The organism is Loktanella sp. SALINAS62 (genome assembly GCF_018263905.1).
GTDB lineage: Bacteria > Pseudomonadota > Alphaproteobacteria > Rhodobacterales > Rhodobacteraceae > Loktanella.
On record NZ_JAAFZU010000043.1, the window covers coordinates 25290 to 41311 of the forward strand.

Below are 16022 nucleotides of genomic sequence, written 5' to 3' on the forward strand. Positions count from 1 at the left end.
GTTATTGTCTCCTTTTCGATGCCAGGTACCTTCCACGGATCCAGGTTTTGGGCAGAAAAATCGCTATAAGCGCGATAAATTCCAAGCGGCCAAGCAGCATCGCCACGAGCAGAACTGACACAAGGTGTGGCGGCAGGTCTGGCGCCGTGATGCCTGACGACAATCCGACGGTTGAGACCGCTGAAACGACTTCGAACAAGGCTGGCAGAGCTGGCTGCGAGGCTGCAAGAAAGATGCTCCAGCAAATTAAAACCGTGGCGATATAAAGGACCAGAACGGCACCTGCGGCTGTAATGTCATCGCTGGTCTGACGCTTTCCCCGATCCCGGAGATGAAGCACTCCGTGCGTCGGCAATAGTAAACGATGGAAGCTTAGGCGCACCATCTGGATAGCAACGGCGATACGGCCAATTTTCATACCGCCTGAGGTAGAGCCAATATCGCCTCCGATCACCATTCCCACGAGCAGCAGCACGACCAGAAGTGGTGATGAAGAAACCGGTGCCGCGCTGAACCCCGCTGTCGTCAAACCACTGATGAAATTCAGGCTGCCTTCAATGACCGTTGCATCGGTATCGGGAAAAAGAAGTGCAGACACAAAGGCATAAAGGAGCGTTCCGGCGCAAACCACACCGATGTAAAGAACCACGTGACCGCTTGCGATGGCCTTCCGGAACCCGGCGCGCCAGAGCATAATGTAGAACAGAAATGACACCGAGCTCATGACGCAGATCCCCATTACGAAGACCTGCGCGGCGACAGAATAGCTGGCGAGGCTATCGGCCTGTGGGGTGAACCCACCTGTCGAAACTGATGCCAGCGCGATCGAAACCCCCTCCCACCATGTCGGGAGCAAAAAAAGACAACCCGCTACCGCAACGCCAGTGAGAGCGCCGTAGAAGGCCAGTAAAAGCTGCGCATGCTTGCGCATTGATGTCATCTTGTCACGCTCTTCGAGAGTGGACTGACCAAGTTCGCGCAACGCCGAAGTGTGGTCGTGCAGAATTGTCAGGCCGGCAAAGGCCAAAGCGAATCCGCCACACCATTGGAGCCAGCCCCGCAGCAGATGTGCTGCAACGGGCCACACTGTCGCATCGCGCGCCACAGACAGCCCAGTCGAGGTAATGCCTGACGTCGCCTCGAAAAACGCGTTCAAAGGTGACATTCTTAAAGCCAAAAAAGGCGGTGTCGAAATGAGGCAGGCAAGTAGAAACAGTGTTGCGAATAATACCACCGCTTCAATGCGCCGTGTGAATTTCGGCGCCGGGCGTTTATAGCTCGTGACCGAAATCGCCAACAGCACAGCCGATTGGGGCGCCAGCGCTGCGAATAAACCCCAGCTTCCGAGCGCCGCTGAGACAAGGCAGGGCGGAAGCACTACCGCAGAAAGCACCGGAGCTTGTTTCAAGCAAAGTCCGACGACGACACTGAACCGCGCAGAGTGGACCGCACCAAGCCTGCTCAAATACAAAACCGCTTATTCATTTTCATGAACAACAAACGCCGACTGTGATCGACAGTTCCCAGTTACCGAGATATGGGCAAAAGTTGGTGACGCCTGATCAGGCGGCGGCTTGAAGTTGGCGGATCCCGTCGCGGAACTCAACCCCTTGGACGATCTCTGGAATGCCAATTGATCGAGCGGAGTCGGGCCATCTTGCCGCACCTCCGGAACGCCGCCCCCCCCAGAACGTTGGTATTATAGTATGAAGTAAAAAAGAAATGAGAAAAATGGAAAACTTTCCCTTACTGGCCGCTTAGGCTCTGGGCACCTTGGGTATTGTTCTGGTGATTATACTGTTCGCCAAGCGCGCGATAGACAAGCGCTTGAGAAATAAAAACGCTACAAAATCCACTCTGTCGAAAGATAAGGACTCACATGGCACTCCGCCGGATGTATGACGCGGATTCTGCACCATAAAAGTATCTGTCGAGTCTGACTGCCCTGCCTGCCTGATAGAGTGGTTGATAGTGTCCACCATCGATAGATTGGATGGTTGCCGCCCTCCCCAGACGGCATCGCAATGTGCCAAAATGGTGGTCTGTAGGCCATTGTACAGAGAGGACTCATAATCCCGCACATTGACACAGCGAGGCATAGGAGAATGCGCTGGAGAGGGTCTCGTCGAGGAATATCTCGCGACCCAGTTAAATCCGATTGAAAGCACGTTCGCCACCGTCCGGCACCATCTAACACGTCGGCCTGAACCACTGACGTCTATGATTCAGTTTTTTGTAAGACTTCTGCACGCCATGCTGGCAAGCGAATTATCGCAGTGGTGCGGTCTGGGTCGGCTCTGACTTCAAAGTCGCCTCCGTGCAACTCAACCAGCTTGCGGGTCAACGGAAGTCCAAGGCCAAGCCCGCCTCGCGTGTCTTTGTGATTGAAACTTCCACCGACAACGAACGGTTCATATAGCTTCTCAAGCTCGACGTGGTCTCCGAGATTTCCGTCGTCAGAGACTTGAATTTCCAGGTTACCCTCTAAATCCCGAAACGCGTTCAAAGTGATTTCTTGGCCACCGTGATTGATGGCGTTGAGCACCAGCGCGTTGAGGGCAAGTCTGATTTGGTCTGAGTCGATCAAGGCTGACTGCGGCATCGACGCCTTGTCCACGGTAATCGATTTGAGTTCGCCGTCTGCACCCGGAAGCCGTAGATCTGCCATTTCTTGGAGGAGCGCATCCAACTCACTGCTTTGTTCGTTCAACTGCAGCTCGCCAGTGGTTGCGTCGCTGAACACGATGATCGTTTCAATCAGGCTCTTCAAGTGTTCAACTGACTTGCGTGCTGAACTTATCAGCTTCTCATTGGTGCCGCCTCCGCCTGAGGCTTCGAGCAGTCGTAGGCTCCCAAAGAGAATTGTCAGAGGCGTTCGCAGCTCATGGCCAATCAGCGCAATGAAACCGGCTTTTACAGCTTCATCCTCAGTCTTTTCGACAGGTTTGGGCGGGGTGGCTTCAAACGCCGCGACAACGGCTTTGCCCAACTCTGCAAGCACGGCCATTTGCTGGTCGGAGGGCTTTTCATGAGCGACCAAGTCGAGCGCACAAAGACTGCCGAGACGATGCCCAGAGGAAAGTACAAGCGGTACTCCGGCATAATACCGAGCTCCCGGACCTCCCTCGGCCACCATTGAATGCCGTTTGAACCGCGGGTCCTTACTCAAGTCGGGAACAACCAGTGGGGCATCGGACATGATGGTATACGTACAAAAGCTATTCTCTTTAGGCATGCGTTCCAAATCGATGCCGACAACCGATTTGTACCACTGCGTGTCATCTTCAACGATGCTTATGTGTGCGATAGGGCAGTCGAGTAATTTTCGCGTTGCTTCGCAGATTGCTTCGAAGACCGCTTGGTTGCCTTCGGTCAAACCAGGAACCGCAAGCAGGGACCGCAGGCGGGCTTCTTCATTGAACGGGATGGGGTAAGTTCGCATAATGCGACCTCGTTAAGCCAGAATGACAAGCACGGATGCAGCATAGCAGCGGATGGGACGAATTTAGGGCGCTTTCGTGGCGTTAAGTGAAAAACACGCCAAAGATATGCGCCCCGTGCTTGTTGGTCACAGAAACCGACACCGTTATCCCACCACTCGAAGAGCGGGGATTGACCGCTTTGTCTGCACCTCTGCCGCTCGACATGGACAAAAACCTTTGGTCATAAATGGCTGGTCAAATACGGCCGTTTTAGGTGAAACTACGGTCTATCAAATGTTGTGTTTTGGTAAGTTGGGCTTCCCGAGCCGCTTAGACAGCGGCCAAAGGCGGCGTCTTGGGTCGCCAGCGGCACTTCGGCGGATTCTGTTTCGCTATCAAGGGATTGACCATTCACCGTGGTTAATCCGCATGATCCGCACCGGGGCATCGGGCTGGACGGGATCGGCGCGCAAATTGAACGTGACGGTCTGGGGCTGGCCGAAGTTTGTGAACTCTGCGCGCACAGTGATCATGCCCCGCAGCATTGGCTGGTCAGGATCCGACATCACCCGAAAGTTGCTGATATCCGTGTCCTGAGCGTTATAGAGTGGGTCTGCTTGCCACTGCGTTTGCGCCAGGTCGTTTGCGATATCCGCCATAAAGAAGTCCAGCGCCCGCGATGCGCCGAATGGCGCCAAAGCCTCGCCTCGCATTGACTGCTCGTGGCGGGCGTAAAGTCGCCTGACCAGAGATACTGCGTCGGCGAGCATCCGGTTGCTGGTTTGATCCGGCGTCGCTTGCCCTGTCGCCTCCATCAAGAAACGCGCAGCGACCCAGCCGTGGCTTTGCCCGTTGCTCATCAGGCACCAACGCGGCGGCAGATCGAGAAAACTACGTTCGGCCTGTGACAGCATGATACCTTGGCCTTCGGTCATGAATGGCACGCAGGTGGTCTTGGTCAGTCCCATCGCATCTGAAGAAAACGATCCGATAATCGGATAGTCGGTGCTCGGTCCCATGCGCAGGTTCAACCAGTCGTCGCTGGCGACACCCGTTACCTGCCACGCGTCTGGGCCGTGCCCGTCAAACTGCGCGATAGCCTGAACCGGAGCGAGGGCGGCAAATAGCGACAAATGCGCGGTGCAAATACCCGTTTTCAAAAAGCTACCCATGAATGTTCCTTTGTCCGGGGCTCTGTTTTCTGCCGCCGCATCATCGGCGTTGATGGTTTTGACCGCTTACTGAGTCTCTTGTGACGAGGTGTTGAACGTGTTTGTGAAAAACGACATCAATCGATCGCTATGGTGCGCAACGTTCCGGCGTCGCGCATCAGCACGGTGCCCGAATCCGTCGCGGCGATAACGAAACGGCCCGATATGGACAGCGGAACGCGCGTCTCCGCGCCCTCCCATTCGAACGTCGGCGTCGATCCGCCGCCCTCGCGCATCGTGTGCTCGATATCGAACCGCAGGGCAGTTCCGGCGAGCCGCAGGCGCCCCTCGACCGTCCCGCCGCTCATCCGCTCGATCGTCACCGTGCCGGCCACGGCCTCGGGCATGACCATCTGGCTCTGCCCGGTGAAGGCTTCCTGATAGGGAATATAGTCGTAGAACGTGCCTTCGTATCGGCTGAAGATCGGGGCGAAGTCCGCGCCCTGCAGCCCGGTGAGCCGCGCCGGGTAGCTTCGCCCTTCCTCCAGGTCGTCCTCGGACACACCGATCAATTGCACGTGCACCTGCGCCTTCGCGTTCGCGGGCCAGCCCTCCCAGCCGTCATGGGCGACCGACATGCCGTCGAACCCGCCACCCATGACCGTGACCGGGGCTGGGGTGAAGAGGGAGATCACCAGATCGCCGCCAGCGCCACCGGGTCCCATGGCGGCCAGCGGATCGGCGCAGGCCAGCCCACCCGCGCGGATCCCGCCAAGTCTTAATTCGAGCGCGCCGATCGTGGGTTCGATGGCGGGCGATCCGCCGCCCAGTATGCCTCCCAAAAGCTCGCGGAGCTCGTCAGGAAGGTCGTCACCGGCACCCACGCCCGCCGCGAAGGCACCGAGCATCTTGTACATCTGCGGGTTGCTCAGGGCCTCCATCGTCTCCGCATCGCAAAGGCCGACCTCGCGCACGTCCACCTCCAGCTCGTAGAGGGCCGAGGCAAGCTCCGCTTGGGGCCGCGGCGCGAGCGCAACGCCCGCGTTGAACGTGCGGTCCGTGTCCGAGGGAAAGAAGATCAGGCTGGCCTGCAGCATTCCCTTCACCGTCCGGTGCAGGTCACCGTCCACGATCAGGTGCAGATCGGGCATCTTCTCCTCGACGTTCGGCCTGGCGGTGAGCGTGACCCTGACGGGACGGGCGTGCTGCGGAACATCAATGGTCCAGCCATGAGTAGCAAGGGGGTGAACCCGGCGGTCGGGAAAGCCGATCATGGCACCGACACGCCCCTTCGCGGTCCTCGCCTCGCGAAAAAGCCGGTCCATCCGCGCGCCCTCGGTGACAATCGTGCGCATGATCTCGGGGTAGAAATGATTGAGGCCGCGCGGATGATGCACCCGCAGCGCCTGGTCCAGCGCGGCGGCGACCTTGCCACGTTCGTTTGCCGCCGGGGCCGTAATGGAGGTGTAGAGAAGGTCCAGCGTCACCATCGCCCGGCTCGTGGGTCTGAAGTGCGGATTGCCGCCCGTTCCGCCGCGCGCAAGCGCCTCGGCGAGGCGGGTGAACAGGATGGCGTTCGACCGCCCGCGGTCGCCTCTCTCCGATCCGCTCGGGTTCTCCCGGGGCTCGCAGCTCGTGTCGATCTCGGTTCCCGACAGTCCGCCGCCGGCCTCGCGATCCTCGGGAATATGCCACGGAACGTCGAAGTCCCGCCCCGGAACGGCCGGCCGCCCACGGTAATTCAGGGCGAGAAGGCCGCCCGCTGCCCCGGCCAGCCCCTCCTGCAGCCACAGCGCGCAACTGCCAGCCTGATCGGGTCCGGCAGCGTAGCCCGCAGCGGCGCCGGAATAGAGCGCATGGCCCACCTGGCTGAGATTCGCGGGGTCCGTCGGGTCGCCCGGTCCGCCATCCGTCACCCTCGCCAGGAATCGGTCGAGCGCGACGAAATGATGGGCCAGCGGGGTCTGTCGCCAACGTCCCCCGGTCGCTCCCATGTCGTAAATGGTCAGTACATCATTGCTCTGGCCTAGTCGGGGTGGAGGGACCGCGTGCATCGCGAACCATTCCGATGCAACGGCGACCAGCGCCGTCCAATACGCCTTTTCCTCGTCGACCCCGCTGCTGTCCGGCTCCGAGCAAGGGCCAAGGAGTTCGCTTGGCAATCCGAGCATTTGTCGGTCGGACGCGGTGGTAAAGGCCGAGTCGCAGGAAAAGATGACATCGTTTGGCCAGGTCTCCGCCCTCGCCGGAGAGAGCGTGCAGCAACAGGCCGCGAGAGCCGCTGTCAGCACCTTCTTCATTCGACCGTGATCTCCGCCTCGGCCAGCACTTCAAGCGACGGCACGGCGACGTATTGAAGAAGGTATCGGCCTGGCAGCTCCGGCGCGGTCAGCGTCATCGCCTCGTCAGTGCCGCGCTGGCGCTGCATGGCCCATCCGGGTCGCCCGTCGTCGATACCGACGAAATCGTCGCTCGGATCGTCAGGCACGACTGGCAGGAGCACGTCGATCGGCGCGCCGGGCGCGAAGGAGTGAACCACGCGCAGCTGCGCGGGCGGGCTGGGTCCAGTGTCGCCGGGCGCGGAGACAATCACGTCATCGTCCGGAAGAAGCGTCGAGCCATCGAGAGTGACGGCGCCGGGCATGGCTCTCTCTGTCTGCGGCGGCCCCGGCTCCTCGCGGTTCATGCGCTCCATCACCACGTCGATCAATCCGGAATTGTCGGGGGTCAGCAACAGATAGGCGGACACCGGTTCGCCATCGCGCAGCGTGGCGCGGTGCTCGGCTGCGGCACCGCTGGAAATCTCCCATACGGTAACGCGGTATGCGCCCGCCGGCAGGTTGAAGGTCATGGACGGCAAGGCACCATGCTGTTCGGCAAGGCTGAAATTGCCCGGTCCTTCGATGACCCAGCGCGTATCGCCCGACGGCGGAGCCTGCTCGAAGCTTTGCGGATTCAGCACCGAAATATCGAGCGTCAGCTCCGCGGTCGCGGCCGGAGTAGCCGCAAGGAAGCAGATCGAAGCCGCCATAATCAAAGGGTTTGGGAACATTTTGCGCATCGCGTAAACATTGCAACGACAGATCGTTTCCATCCATGGGGCGAATGCCCTATCAAAGACCCATGATCCTGACCGCATCCGATATCGCTGTTCTGACAGCCCAACAATCCGCGCTTTTGTCCCACAGGCTCGACGATGAGGGGCGCGTCAGACAGATTCTGACGGCCCTGTCATCCCTGATCGGAGCGCAACGCAGCTTCGCGGCCTTCACGCTCGGAGCGCAGTTTCGGTTTATCAACAACGGTGCCGGCCCGCAGATCGAGGCCTATCTTGCGCGCGTGTTCAGAGGCTTCGACCGAAACGGCAATGCGCTGATGTGCGATCCCGAACTGGAAGAGATCAACCTTCGGCGCCGACAGATGGGCCCGGGCGTACATCACGAGGCGAAATTGCAGCTGCGAGAACGGATCGAGGCCAGCGCTTATTTTAAGGAGGCTTTCGCGCCGGCGGGAATGCATCATGTGATAGGTCTGACCGCGCCTCTGCCGATCGGCGAGGCGGTCTTCGCCTTCGGCTTCGACGGCGACGATGACCCGGGCTTCGCCGGGACGCGCGCGGTCGATCTCCTGCGGCTGGTCCTGCCCGCCTTCCAGGCGGGTTTCACCGCATGGGACGCGCGCGCCACCGCCCAGCAGGAACTCGAAGCGGCACTGGCCTCCGCACCGGACATGCGGCTCGTTACCCATGCCGCGCCGGAGACGACCGAAGCGATACGGGTAATTCCGGGGCCGCCTCTTCCTGGATATAACCGCAGCTGGATCACGTTTGAGACCAACTTTGCGACGAGGCCGGAAACTCGCGCTCGTGCGGCTGCAAGGCATGGGCTGACCGCGCGGCAGACCGAGGTGATGGGCCTCATGCTCGAAGGTCTCACGTCCGCACGAATCGCCGAGCGGTTGGGCATCTCGCCCCATACCGCCCGGCGACACTGCGAGGCGGTGCTGTCCCGACTCGGAATACGGTCCCGCGCGGCGATATGGTCGGCTCTCTCCGGAAATCGAGAGGCATAGGGCGATATCCCTATGCGCTATCCGAGAATTTGCACGACACTTTAGTTTTAATCCACTGGAGACCGTCGACGTGTTTGAAGGCCGCTTCCCGAAATTTCTGCTGTTTATCTTGCCTCTGGCTCCCACAACCGCGTTGGCCCAGGATTCTCCCGTTCCCGGCCTCGCCGAAGGTCAGGTGGACGGCGTGCCGTTCAGCATCCCGCTGGATTGCGCCCGTTGGGACAACGATCAGCGAATAATCTTCAGCGCCGGCGACGACGACGGCCGGCGCGATGACAATGGCGACGGCATGCGTCTGACCTTCAGCTATTTCGAACCGGCGGCGGCACGGACGAGTGGCACGCTATGGATCGACGATCGCGAACTGACGCTGAACTCCGGTTTTCGGCCAGGTCCCGATGCTCCCAAGTGGGACGTGACCGATACCGGCGCCGCCTTTTTGGGCCCGACCGCCGGGGCCGACAGCGCCGAGGTGTCCATCACGATCGACTGCGCCCCGCGCGCCGCATCCGAGCGCGGCTTCACCGGAACGGTCACGGGGTCGATCGATGGCATTGTCGTGGGCGAGGCCCTGTTTTGCGGGGCGTGGGATCAACCCAACGCGATCCAGGCCCGGACCGAGGAAGAGCAGGAGCCTTCCGTCGAACTTTTCGTGATGCGCGAAAACAGCCAGGGGACGATCACGGTCACGGCCGGGACCGAGGAATACCAGATCGTGGTGGCGCCGATCGCGGGCAGGGAATTCGGCATGTCGGCGGATCGGGTCACTTTCGCCGACGAACTGACGTCGCGCGGGACTGGCGAGACCTACGATGTCGATCTAACCTTCGATTGCACGGATCGCTGAGCGATGATCACGCGCGGTCGCGCAACGTTCCTGGCCAGTCTTATGCTTCTTGCGCCGTCGGCCTCACCGATATCCGCCGGGACACAGACGGCAGAAGGAATGGGGCATTCTTGTGTCTCGCGCGACGCCGCGCAGCAGGACGGCGGTGGCTGGGTTACCGGAACGATCGACGGTCACATCATCAACGAGGCGGTGGTATGCGACCATCCGAAGGGCTCGGGCGCCTTCTGGGCCGGGACCGTTGACGCCTGCGACAGCATCGTGGAAATTTCCCTCAACAGCGAGACTCGTGCAGGAAGGCTCGACGTGGTGACCGACGTCGAGGCGTATCGCATCGCTCTTGGCCGGAGTGCTGAAATCAGGGCGGATATATCGGAAGGCAAGCTCGCTCTCGCCGGCAGTCCGATGAAAAGCACGACCGGCGGGAGCTTTGATTTTGACCTGACATTCAATTGCACGGAAGGCTGAGCCACAATGTTTCATCTGATTTCCCGTCTCGCCGCCCCGCTTCTGTCCGTGGCGCTTGCAACCTCGGTCGCCGCGCAGGACGGGCGCACGACGTTGGTGCTCGATGGCTCGGGCTCGATGTGGGGCCAGATCGACGGCGAGGCAAAGATCACCATCGCCCGCCGCGCCCTTGTCGGGCTGATCGACGGATTGCCCGCCGATGCGGCGCTCGGCCTTGTGGCCTACGGCCACCGCGAACGCGGCCAATGCAGAGATATCGAGACGCTGGTGGAACCCGGCTCCGGCACGCGTGAGGACATCCTCGCTGCCTTGGATGACATCTCGCCGAAGGGCAAGACCCCGCTTTCCGAAGCCGTGCTGCACGCCGCCGAAGGGCTCGCCTTCACCGAGGAGCGGGCGACCGTCATCCTGATCTCGGACGGGATCGAGACCTGCGAGGCCGATCCATGTGCGGTCGGTCGGCGGCTGGAGGAGACCGGGATCGATTTTACCGCCCATGTCATCGGCTTTGACGTCGATGGCGAGGCGGCCGAACAACTCTCCTGCCTGGCAGAGGCAACAGGCGGCACGTTCCTGACGGCGGCGGACGCGGGAAGTCTGGCCATCGCGCTGCAAACGGTCGCCGAAGCGCCGGTTGCTGACTCCGTCTCCGTCACCTTCACCGCCGTGATAGAGGGCACGGGCGAGCCCATCGGCGAAGGTCTTGTCTGGACGGTGCAAGAGGACGGCACCGACATCGCGCCGCTGCAGGACGCGCTCGACGCCGCGCCGGTTGTGGATCTTCTTCCCGGAACCTACACCGCCACCGTTCTGTGGACCCGGACCGAGGAAAGTGCCAGCGCCGCGGTGACCGTTCCCACCGATGCCGCACCGTTCACGGTCACGCTCGAACTGGCGGCGCATCGACCCGATGCCACGGTCGCCCCGCCCCCCACAGCGCCGGCAGGGGCGAAGGTCGACATCGAATGGACCGGGCCGGGCGCCGGCCGCGACTTCGTGTCGATCGCCGAGCCGGACGCGGCGGGCGGCGCCTACGAGACCTATTCCTACGTCGAAGGCGGCTCTCCGGTGTGGGTGGAGATGCCGATCCGGCCCGGCTTCTACGAGGCGCGCTACGTGACGGCGGATGGCAACCGCGTGCTCGCCACTGCTCCCGTCGAGGTCGTGCCCGTCCCGGCCCGCGTGGCGGCTGCGGCGACCGCCCCGGCCGGAGCGACAATTCCGGTCGAATGGGACGGGCCGGGCTATAATCGGGATTACGTGACCGTGGCCAAGCCGGACGGTCCGGGCAATGCCTACGTGAACTATACCTATGTCGGGGCGGGCAGCCCGCTGAAACTGGTCATGCCGGGCGAGCCGGGATCCTACGAGCTGCGCTACGTGGCTGACCAGGACGGCACGATCCTCGCGCGTGCTGCGATCGAGGTGATCGATGTGTCCTCCACCATCGACGCGCCCGACAGCGCCGATATCGGTAACGCGTTGAATGTCAGCTTCACGGGGCCGAGATACGATGGCGACTTCTTGTCCGTCGCGCGGCCCGAGGACGCGCCGGGTGCCTACGTGAACTATACCTACGTCGGAGCAGGCAGCCCGCTGAACCTGGTCATGCCGGGCGAGCCGGGCTTTTACGAATTGCGCTACATTCTCGCGGAAGGACCGCGCATCCTTGTCAGTCGGCCCATCACTGTTACCGCGGTCGCGGCGACCATCGATGCGCCGGAGGAGGCGATGGCGGGCAGCGTGCTGCGGGTCGGCTGGACGGGTCCGGGTTATGACGGGGACTTCCTGAGCGTCGCCCTCCTCGAAATGGCCCCGAACGGCTACGAACACTACGCCTACCTCGAAGGTCCGGAGATCGGCCTGACAATGCCCGCCGAAGCCGGGACCTACGAACTGCGCTATGTCCTGGAGGAGGACTACAACGTTTTGGTATCGCAGCCGATCACCGTCACCGAGGCCATAGCCACGCTGGACGCGCCGGCCGAGGCGGTGCGGGGCACGCACGTCTCGGTGCGGTGGACGGGGCCGGATGGGCCGGGCGACTACGTCACGGTCGCGCGACCGGACGCGCCGGATACGGAATACGAGGATTACGCCTATACGCGCAACGGCGCGGAGCTGACCCTGCCCGTTCCGGAGGAGCCGGGGGCCTATGAGCTGCGCTACGTTCTCAGCGGCGGCCAGCGTGCCATCGCGCGGATGCCTTTCGCGGCGACGTTGCCATCTGCCCGGCTGGCCGCACCGCCGCAGGCTACGGCGGGCACCACGCTCCAGATCGCCTGGCAGGGGCCGGGCGGCGCGGATGACGCGCTGGCAATCGTGCCGGTCGGCGGCGATGACGGCGCGGCGCTTGCCCGCGTGCCACTGTCCACCGGCAATCCGGTCGCCATGGACCTGCCCGACGCTCCGGGTGCCTATGAGTTGCTCTATGTCCAAGGCGGAACAGCATTGGTCCGACAGACGATCACGCTGAACTGACGCGGAGCGGCGAAAGTCGTCGTCCCTGCCCGTGGTCCTGACCGGCTTGCCCTCAGCGCAGGACCGGGCATGTTATTCGGCCGCACCGGGTTCCGCCATCTGCCCCCTGCCCCGCTCTGGCGTCCAGTTGCCTGCGCGCTCGCCCAGCTTGCGGAACTTGCCCGTCATGTGCGACAGTCTCGCGTCCCATTCAGGATCCGGGGACTGCCCCCTCAATGGCGCGGAAATAGACTTGCAACATGCAGGCGATGGCGATAGGTTCGATCAGCGCCGCTTTCGCCGCCCAAGCGAACAGCAGGGCGAACACGACCCCGCCCGCCGACCACGCGCCGGGGATCACGTAGACCAGCGCCGCCGCCGGTGCCAGCATCACGATGAAGATGATCGCCGCCAGCCCGTAGACGATGATCGTCAGCCAGAAGGCGTTCTTCAGCATCGGTTTGTAGTTCTGTCCGTAGAGAACCAGCGCCGTCTGCGCGCCGCGCCAAGGATTCTCCGACCGTTCGCGGATCAGATAGCCGAGGATCACCTCGTCGATCAGGCCGACGGACAGGCGCAGGAAGGCGCGAACAATGACCATCACCTGATTGACGCCCGGGACCGGCAGGACGTTGGCGAGACCCTGAACCGATCCGGTGACCGCGCGCAAAACGCCCTTGATGAGAACATCGACACCAAACAGGACGTTGGCAGTCGCGAAGCGCTCTTTGATCATGGCCTGCGCATGGGTGATCTGGGCACCGCCCGAAGGCAGATCGCGCCCCTCCATCAACTCCACCATGACGGCAATATGACCCGCCTTGACGATGTAGAGAATGTACTGCCGCAGAAACAGGATGATCCCTGCCGTCAGAACGAACCCAAGCGTCCCGCCCCTGGCAATGCGACGGAACCGCAAAGCAAGTTGGCGAAAAGTTTCGGGAGTTGACAGTTCATTGGCGGAAACTCCAGTTTGGACTTTTCCCGCAGCATAGGGATTATGATACCTGCGTCATAGTGCATTCGCCCTATTCGCGGTGGACGATAGCTCGATCACGACTGCCTATCCAAAGCTGTGCCAGACTCCGTCTGCAGCATAATTCGATCCCCCGAGTGCCACCGGTCCCTTGATTGCGCCGCCAGGCACTAAAGGGGGAACTGGAGATCACGCTGAGCGTACTCGATCCTGCAACCTTCGCGCAAAGATCCCCGCCGGGCGGATCGCGCAATGACGCGCTTGTCACATAGCTGGCGCGGGCGGGTACGTGATCTCCAGCAGCGTTCCATAGGCGTCGAAACATACCGCTTCAAAGCCGTCCAACACCCGCGGCCGCTCAGTCGCCGAGGCCGTAGCCGCGATCCGTATCCCTGTCGATCCCGCGCTCCTTCTCGACCTCCCGGTCCTTTTTCGTGTCGCGCTCGTCCTCCAGCTCCAGCCGCGCGCGCGGCCTGTTCAGCGCCTCCCGTAGCCGCTCCTGCGCCCGGCTCCGGTCCACGCATTCCACGCCCGTCTCCGGCACGTCCCGATCTAGACCGTCCCGCCCGACGATCCGCGACAGGCGCTCCCGGCACCCAGAACCTCCGCAAACTGGCCAAGTTGGTGCCCATGCCAGTCCCCGCGTGACCGGGACTGGCAATCGGCTCAGTTTGGATGCTGGTCAGAACGCTCTGATCGCCGACTTTTTCAACAGTATCCGGACATTGCGGTCTTTCGCCGCGGCGGCGCGATCTGCGCTGCACCCGCGAAGGCACTCGGGAGGAACGGCGGGACAAAGCCATTCTTAGAGAAAGGGAGAAGATCAAGAAACTGATGATCCGGCAGCGCCGCTTACAACATCAAAAACAAGCAGCGTAATCAATCACACAACAGAACCAGAGCCTCCAATGTTCAAGCAGCTCTGATGTCCCATTTTATATGACGACGGACATTATCACTCGGCAGGCGCTCTCAAGACGGCGCAAGGCCAACTCATTTCCTTTAACCACCAATGTCATCGCCCGCGATTGGTTCCCGCATTTCTCGCACGCCCGCATGCATCAGCCCAGCCGGTCAGGCCCGAAAAGCACCCTTCCCGCACGGATGCCCAACGAGGAATAGGCAGGGACCAGAACCATCTGCAGCACTGACGCGAACAGCACGCCCGCCCCCAACGAAACTGCCGTGGGGATCAGGAACTGCGCCTGAACCGACGTCTCGAGCATCAGCGGCGTGATCCCGAGGAATGTCGTCAGCGTGGTCAGCACCACGGGCCGGAACCGCCCAAGCGTCGCTTCGACGATCGCATCGAGCGGCGGCGCGCCACGGGCTTCGCGCGCGCGGGTGAAATCGACGATCAGCAGCGCGTCGTTGATGATCACGCCCGCCAGTCCGATGACCCCAAACAGCGAAAGGATCGTCAGGTTCAGCCCCAGCGCCGCGTGCCCCAACAAGGCCCCGACAAAGCCGAAAGGGACCACCCCAAGCACGATCAGCGGTTTCAGATAGCTTCCGAAAGCCAGCGACAAGAGTGTATAGATCGCCAGAAGGGCAAGACCGAAATTGGTGGCCAGCGCAGGCAGGAAACGCCCCTGCTCCTCCTGCTCGCCGCCTGCCGACACGCGCAGACCGGGATAATCCTCGCGCAGTCCCGGCACGACCTGCGACATGACGCGCGCGGTTTCATCGGCGCCGGTCGTCACGCCGACATCCACATCGGCCAGCAGCGTGGTGATGGTGCGCCCGTCCACGCGGGTGATCGCCGTCGACGCAGGCTGGAACGACAGATCAGCCAGCACCGTGATCGGGATCATCCCTTGGGACGTCGGAATGCGAAGCCGCTCCAGATCGGCAACCGAATTGCGCTGGTCTTCGGGCAGGCGCAGGCGGATGTCGACTTCCTCGCGATCACGGGCGAACTGATCAACCAGGACGCCGAAGAACGCGCCACGTACCTCGCGAGCGATATCGGCAAGCGTCACCTCATAGGCGCGCGCCGCGTCGCGCAGCGCAATCGTGATTTCCTGAGCGGACGATACGGAATCGTCGCGAATGTCGAACACGCCCGCGCGCTCGGAAAGCGCCTCGCGCAGGCGCGACGTGGCCGCATCTCGTGCGGTCTTGTCCTCTGCAGCGATCTCCAGGTTGATGGCCGCCCCGACACCGACCACTGACGAGGAAAATATGACCTCCTTAGCACCCGCAACTTCGCCCACCTCCGCGCGCCATGCCTGTTTGAACGCCTCTGCCGACGTCTCGCGCATCGCCGAAGAGCGCAGACGCGCATCGATCCGCGCGGTAGAGGACGGATTGACCCCGCCGGTGTCGTCAGGCCCGCCGTCGGTGGAAAAACCGATGGAAATTGCTGTTGCCTCCAACAGACCTTCTTCGTTCAGATCATCCGCCGCGCGCTGTGCCGCCGCCACGAAAGCATCGGCACGGGCGCGGGTCGCGGCCTCCGACGTGCCTTCGGGCAGGTTCAACTGGGCGGTGACGAAATTCCCCTCGATCGACGGGAAAAAAACAAAGCGCACGACGCCCGCCGCCAACAGCCCCGCACCCGCCACGGCAATGGCCACGCACACCACGATGGCGAAGACGGGATGGCGCACGGACCCTTTGACTAC

12 protein-coding genes are annotated in these 16022 nt (G+C 62.1%); 4 read left to right on the forward strand and 8 right to left on the reverse strand.

Features of this window, described 5'->3' with window-relative positions; all coding sequences use genetic code 11:
• Nucleotide 1: 1 nt before the first annotated feature.
• The 5 genes from GZH79_RS13895 to GZH79_RS13915 all read right to left on the reverse strand — a co-directional run bounded on the left by GZH79_RS13895 (nt 2) and on the right by GZH79_RS13915 (nt 7667).
• A complete protein-coding gene (locus GZH79_RS13895) occupies nt 2–1408 on the reverse strand; it encodes a TrkH family potassium uptake protein (RefSeq protein WP_211644377.1) in 1407 nt (468 codons plus the stop codon).
• Nucleotides 1409–2218: 810 nt separating this feature from the next.
• Nucleotides 2219–3442, reverse strand: a complete 1224-nt coding sequence (locus GZH79_RS13900) for a GAF domain-containing sensor histidine kinase (protein ID WP_211644378.1) — start codon at nt 3440–3442, stop codon at nt 2219–2221.
• Nucleotides 3443–3817: 375 nt separating this feature from the next.
• Nucleotides 3818–4453, reverse strand: coding sequence for a hypothetical protein (locus GZH79_RS13905; protein WP_211644379.1), 636 nt, complete (start codon nt 4451–4453; stop codon nt 3818–3820).
• A 257-nt stretch (nt 4454–4710) separates the two neighbouring features.
• Nucleotides 4711–6873 (reverse strand): hypothetical protein, encoded by a 2163-nt coding sequence (locus GZH79_RS13910; RefSeq protein WP_211644380.1) that lies wholly within the window; start codon nt 6871–6873, stop codon nt 4711–4713.
• Nucleotides 6870–7667: a hypothetical protein gene (locus GZH79_RS13915; protein ID WP_211644381.1), complete on the reverse strand. Its 798-nt coding sequence runs from the start codon at nt 7665–7667 to the stop codon at nt 6870–6872. The genes GZH79_RS13910 and GZH79_RS13915 overlap by 4 nt, the downstream gene beginning before the upstream one ends.
• A 29-nt stretch (nt 7668–7696) precedes the next feature.
• On the opposite strand from GZH79_RS13915, the gene GZH79_RS13920 reads away from it, so the two are divergent.
• The 4 genes from GZH79_RS13920 to GZH79_RS13935 all read left to right on the forward strand — a co-directional run bounded on the left by GZH79_RS13920 (nt 7697) and on the right by GZH79_RS13935 (nt 12440).
• The gene (locus GZH79_RS13920) at nt 7697–8644 is read left to right on the forward strand and encodes a helix-turn-helix transcriptional regulator (protein WP_211644382.1); all 948 of its coding nucleotides are present in this window, start codon (nt 7697–7699) and stop codon (nt 8642–8644) included.
• 70 nt (nt 8645–8714) lie between these two features.
• On the forward strand, nt 8715–9491 hold the full coding sequence (locus tag GZH79_RS13925; protein ID WP_211644383.1) for a hypothetical protein: 777 nt from the start codon (nt 8715–8717) through the stop codon (nt 9489–9491).
• Between the two features lie 3 nt (nt 9492–9494).
• Nucleotides 9495–9959, forward strand: a complete 465-nt coding sequence (locus GZH79_RS13930) for a hypothetical protein (protein WP_211644384.1) — start codon at nt 9495–9497, stop codon at nt 9957–9959.
• Between the two features lie 6 nt (nt 9960–9965).
• Nucleotides 9966–12440 (forward strand): VWA domain-containing protein, encoded by a 2475-nt coding sequence (locus tag GZH79_RS13935; RefSeq protein WP_211644385.1) that lies wholly within the window; start codon nt 9966–9968, stop codon nt 12438–12440.
• Between the two features lie 190 nt (nt 12441–12630).
• On the opposite strand, the gene GZH79_RS13940 is transcribed toward GZH79_RS13935, so the two are convergent.
• The 3 genes from GZH79_RS13940 to GZH79_RS13950 all read right to left on the reverse strand — a co-directional run.
• Entirely contained in the window at nt 12631–13338 is a 708-nt protein-coding gene (locus tag GZH79_RS13940; protein WP_211644386.1) for a hypothetical protein, read from the reverse strand.
• Between the two features lie 415 nt (nt 13339–13753).
• The gene (locus GZH79_RS13945; protein ID WP_211644387.1) at nt 13754–13924 is read right to left on the reverse strand and encodes a hypothetical protein; all 171 of its coding nucleotides are present in this window, start codon (nt 13922–13924) and stop codon (nt 13754–13756) included.
• 532 nt (nt 13925–14456) lie between these two features.
• Nucleotides 14457–16022 (reverse strand): efflux RND transporter permease subunit (locus tag GZH79_RS13950; RefSeq protein ID WP_211644388.1); only part of this gene is annotated, 1566 nt, incomplete at its 5' end.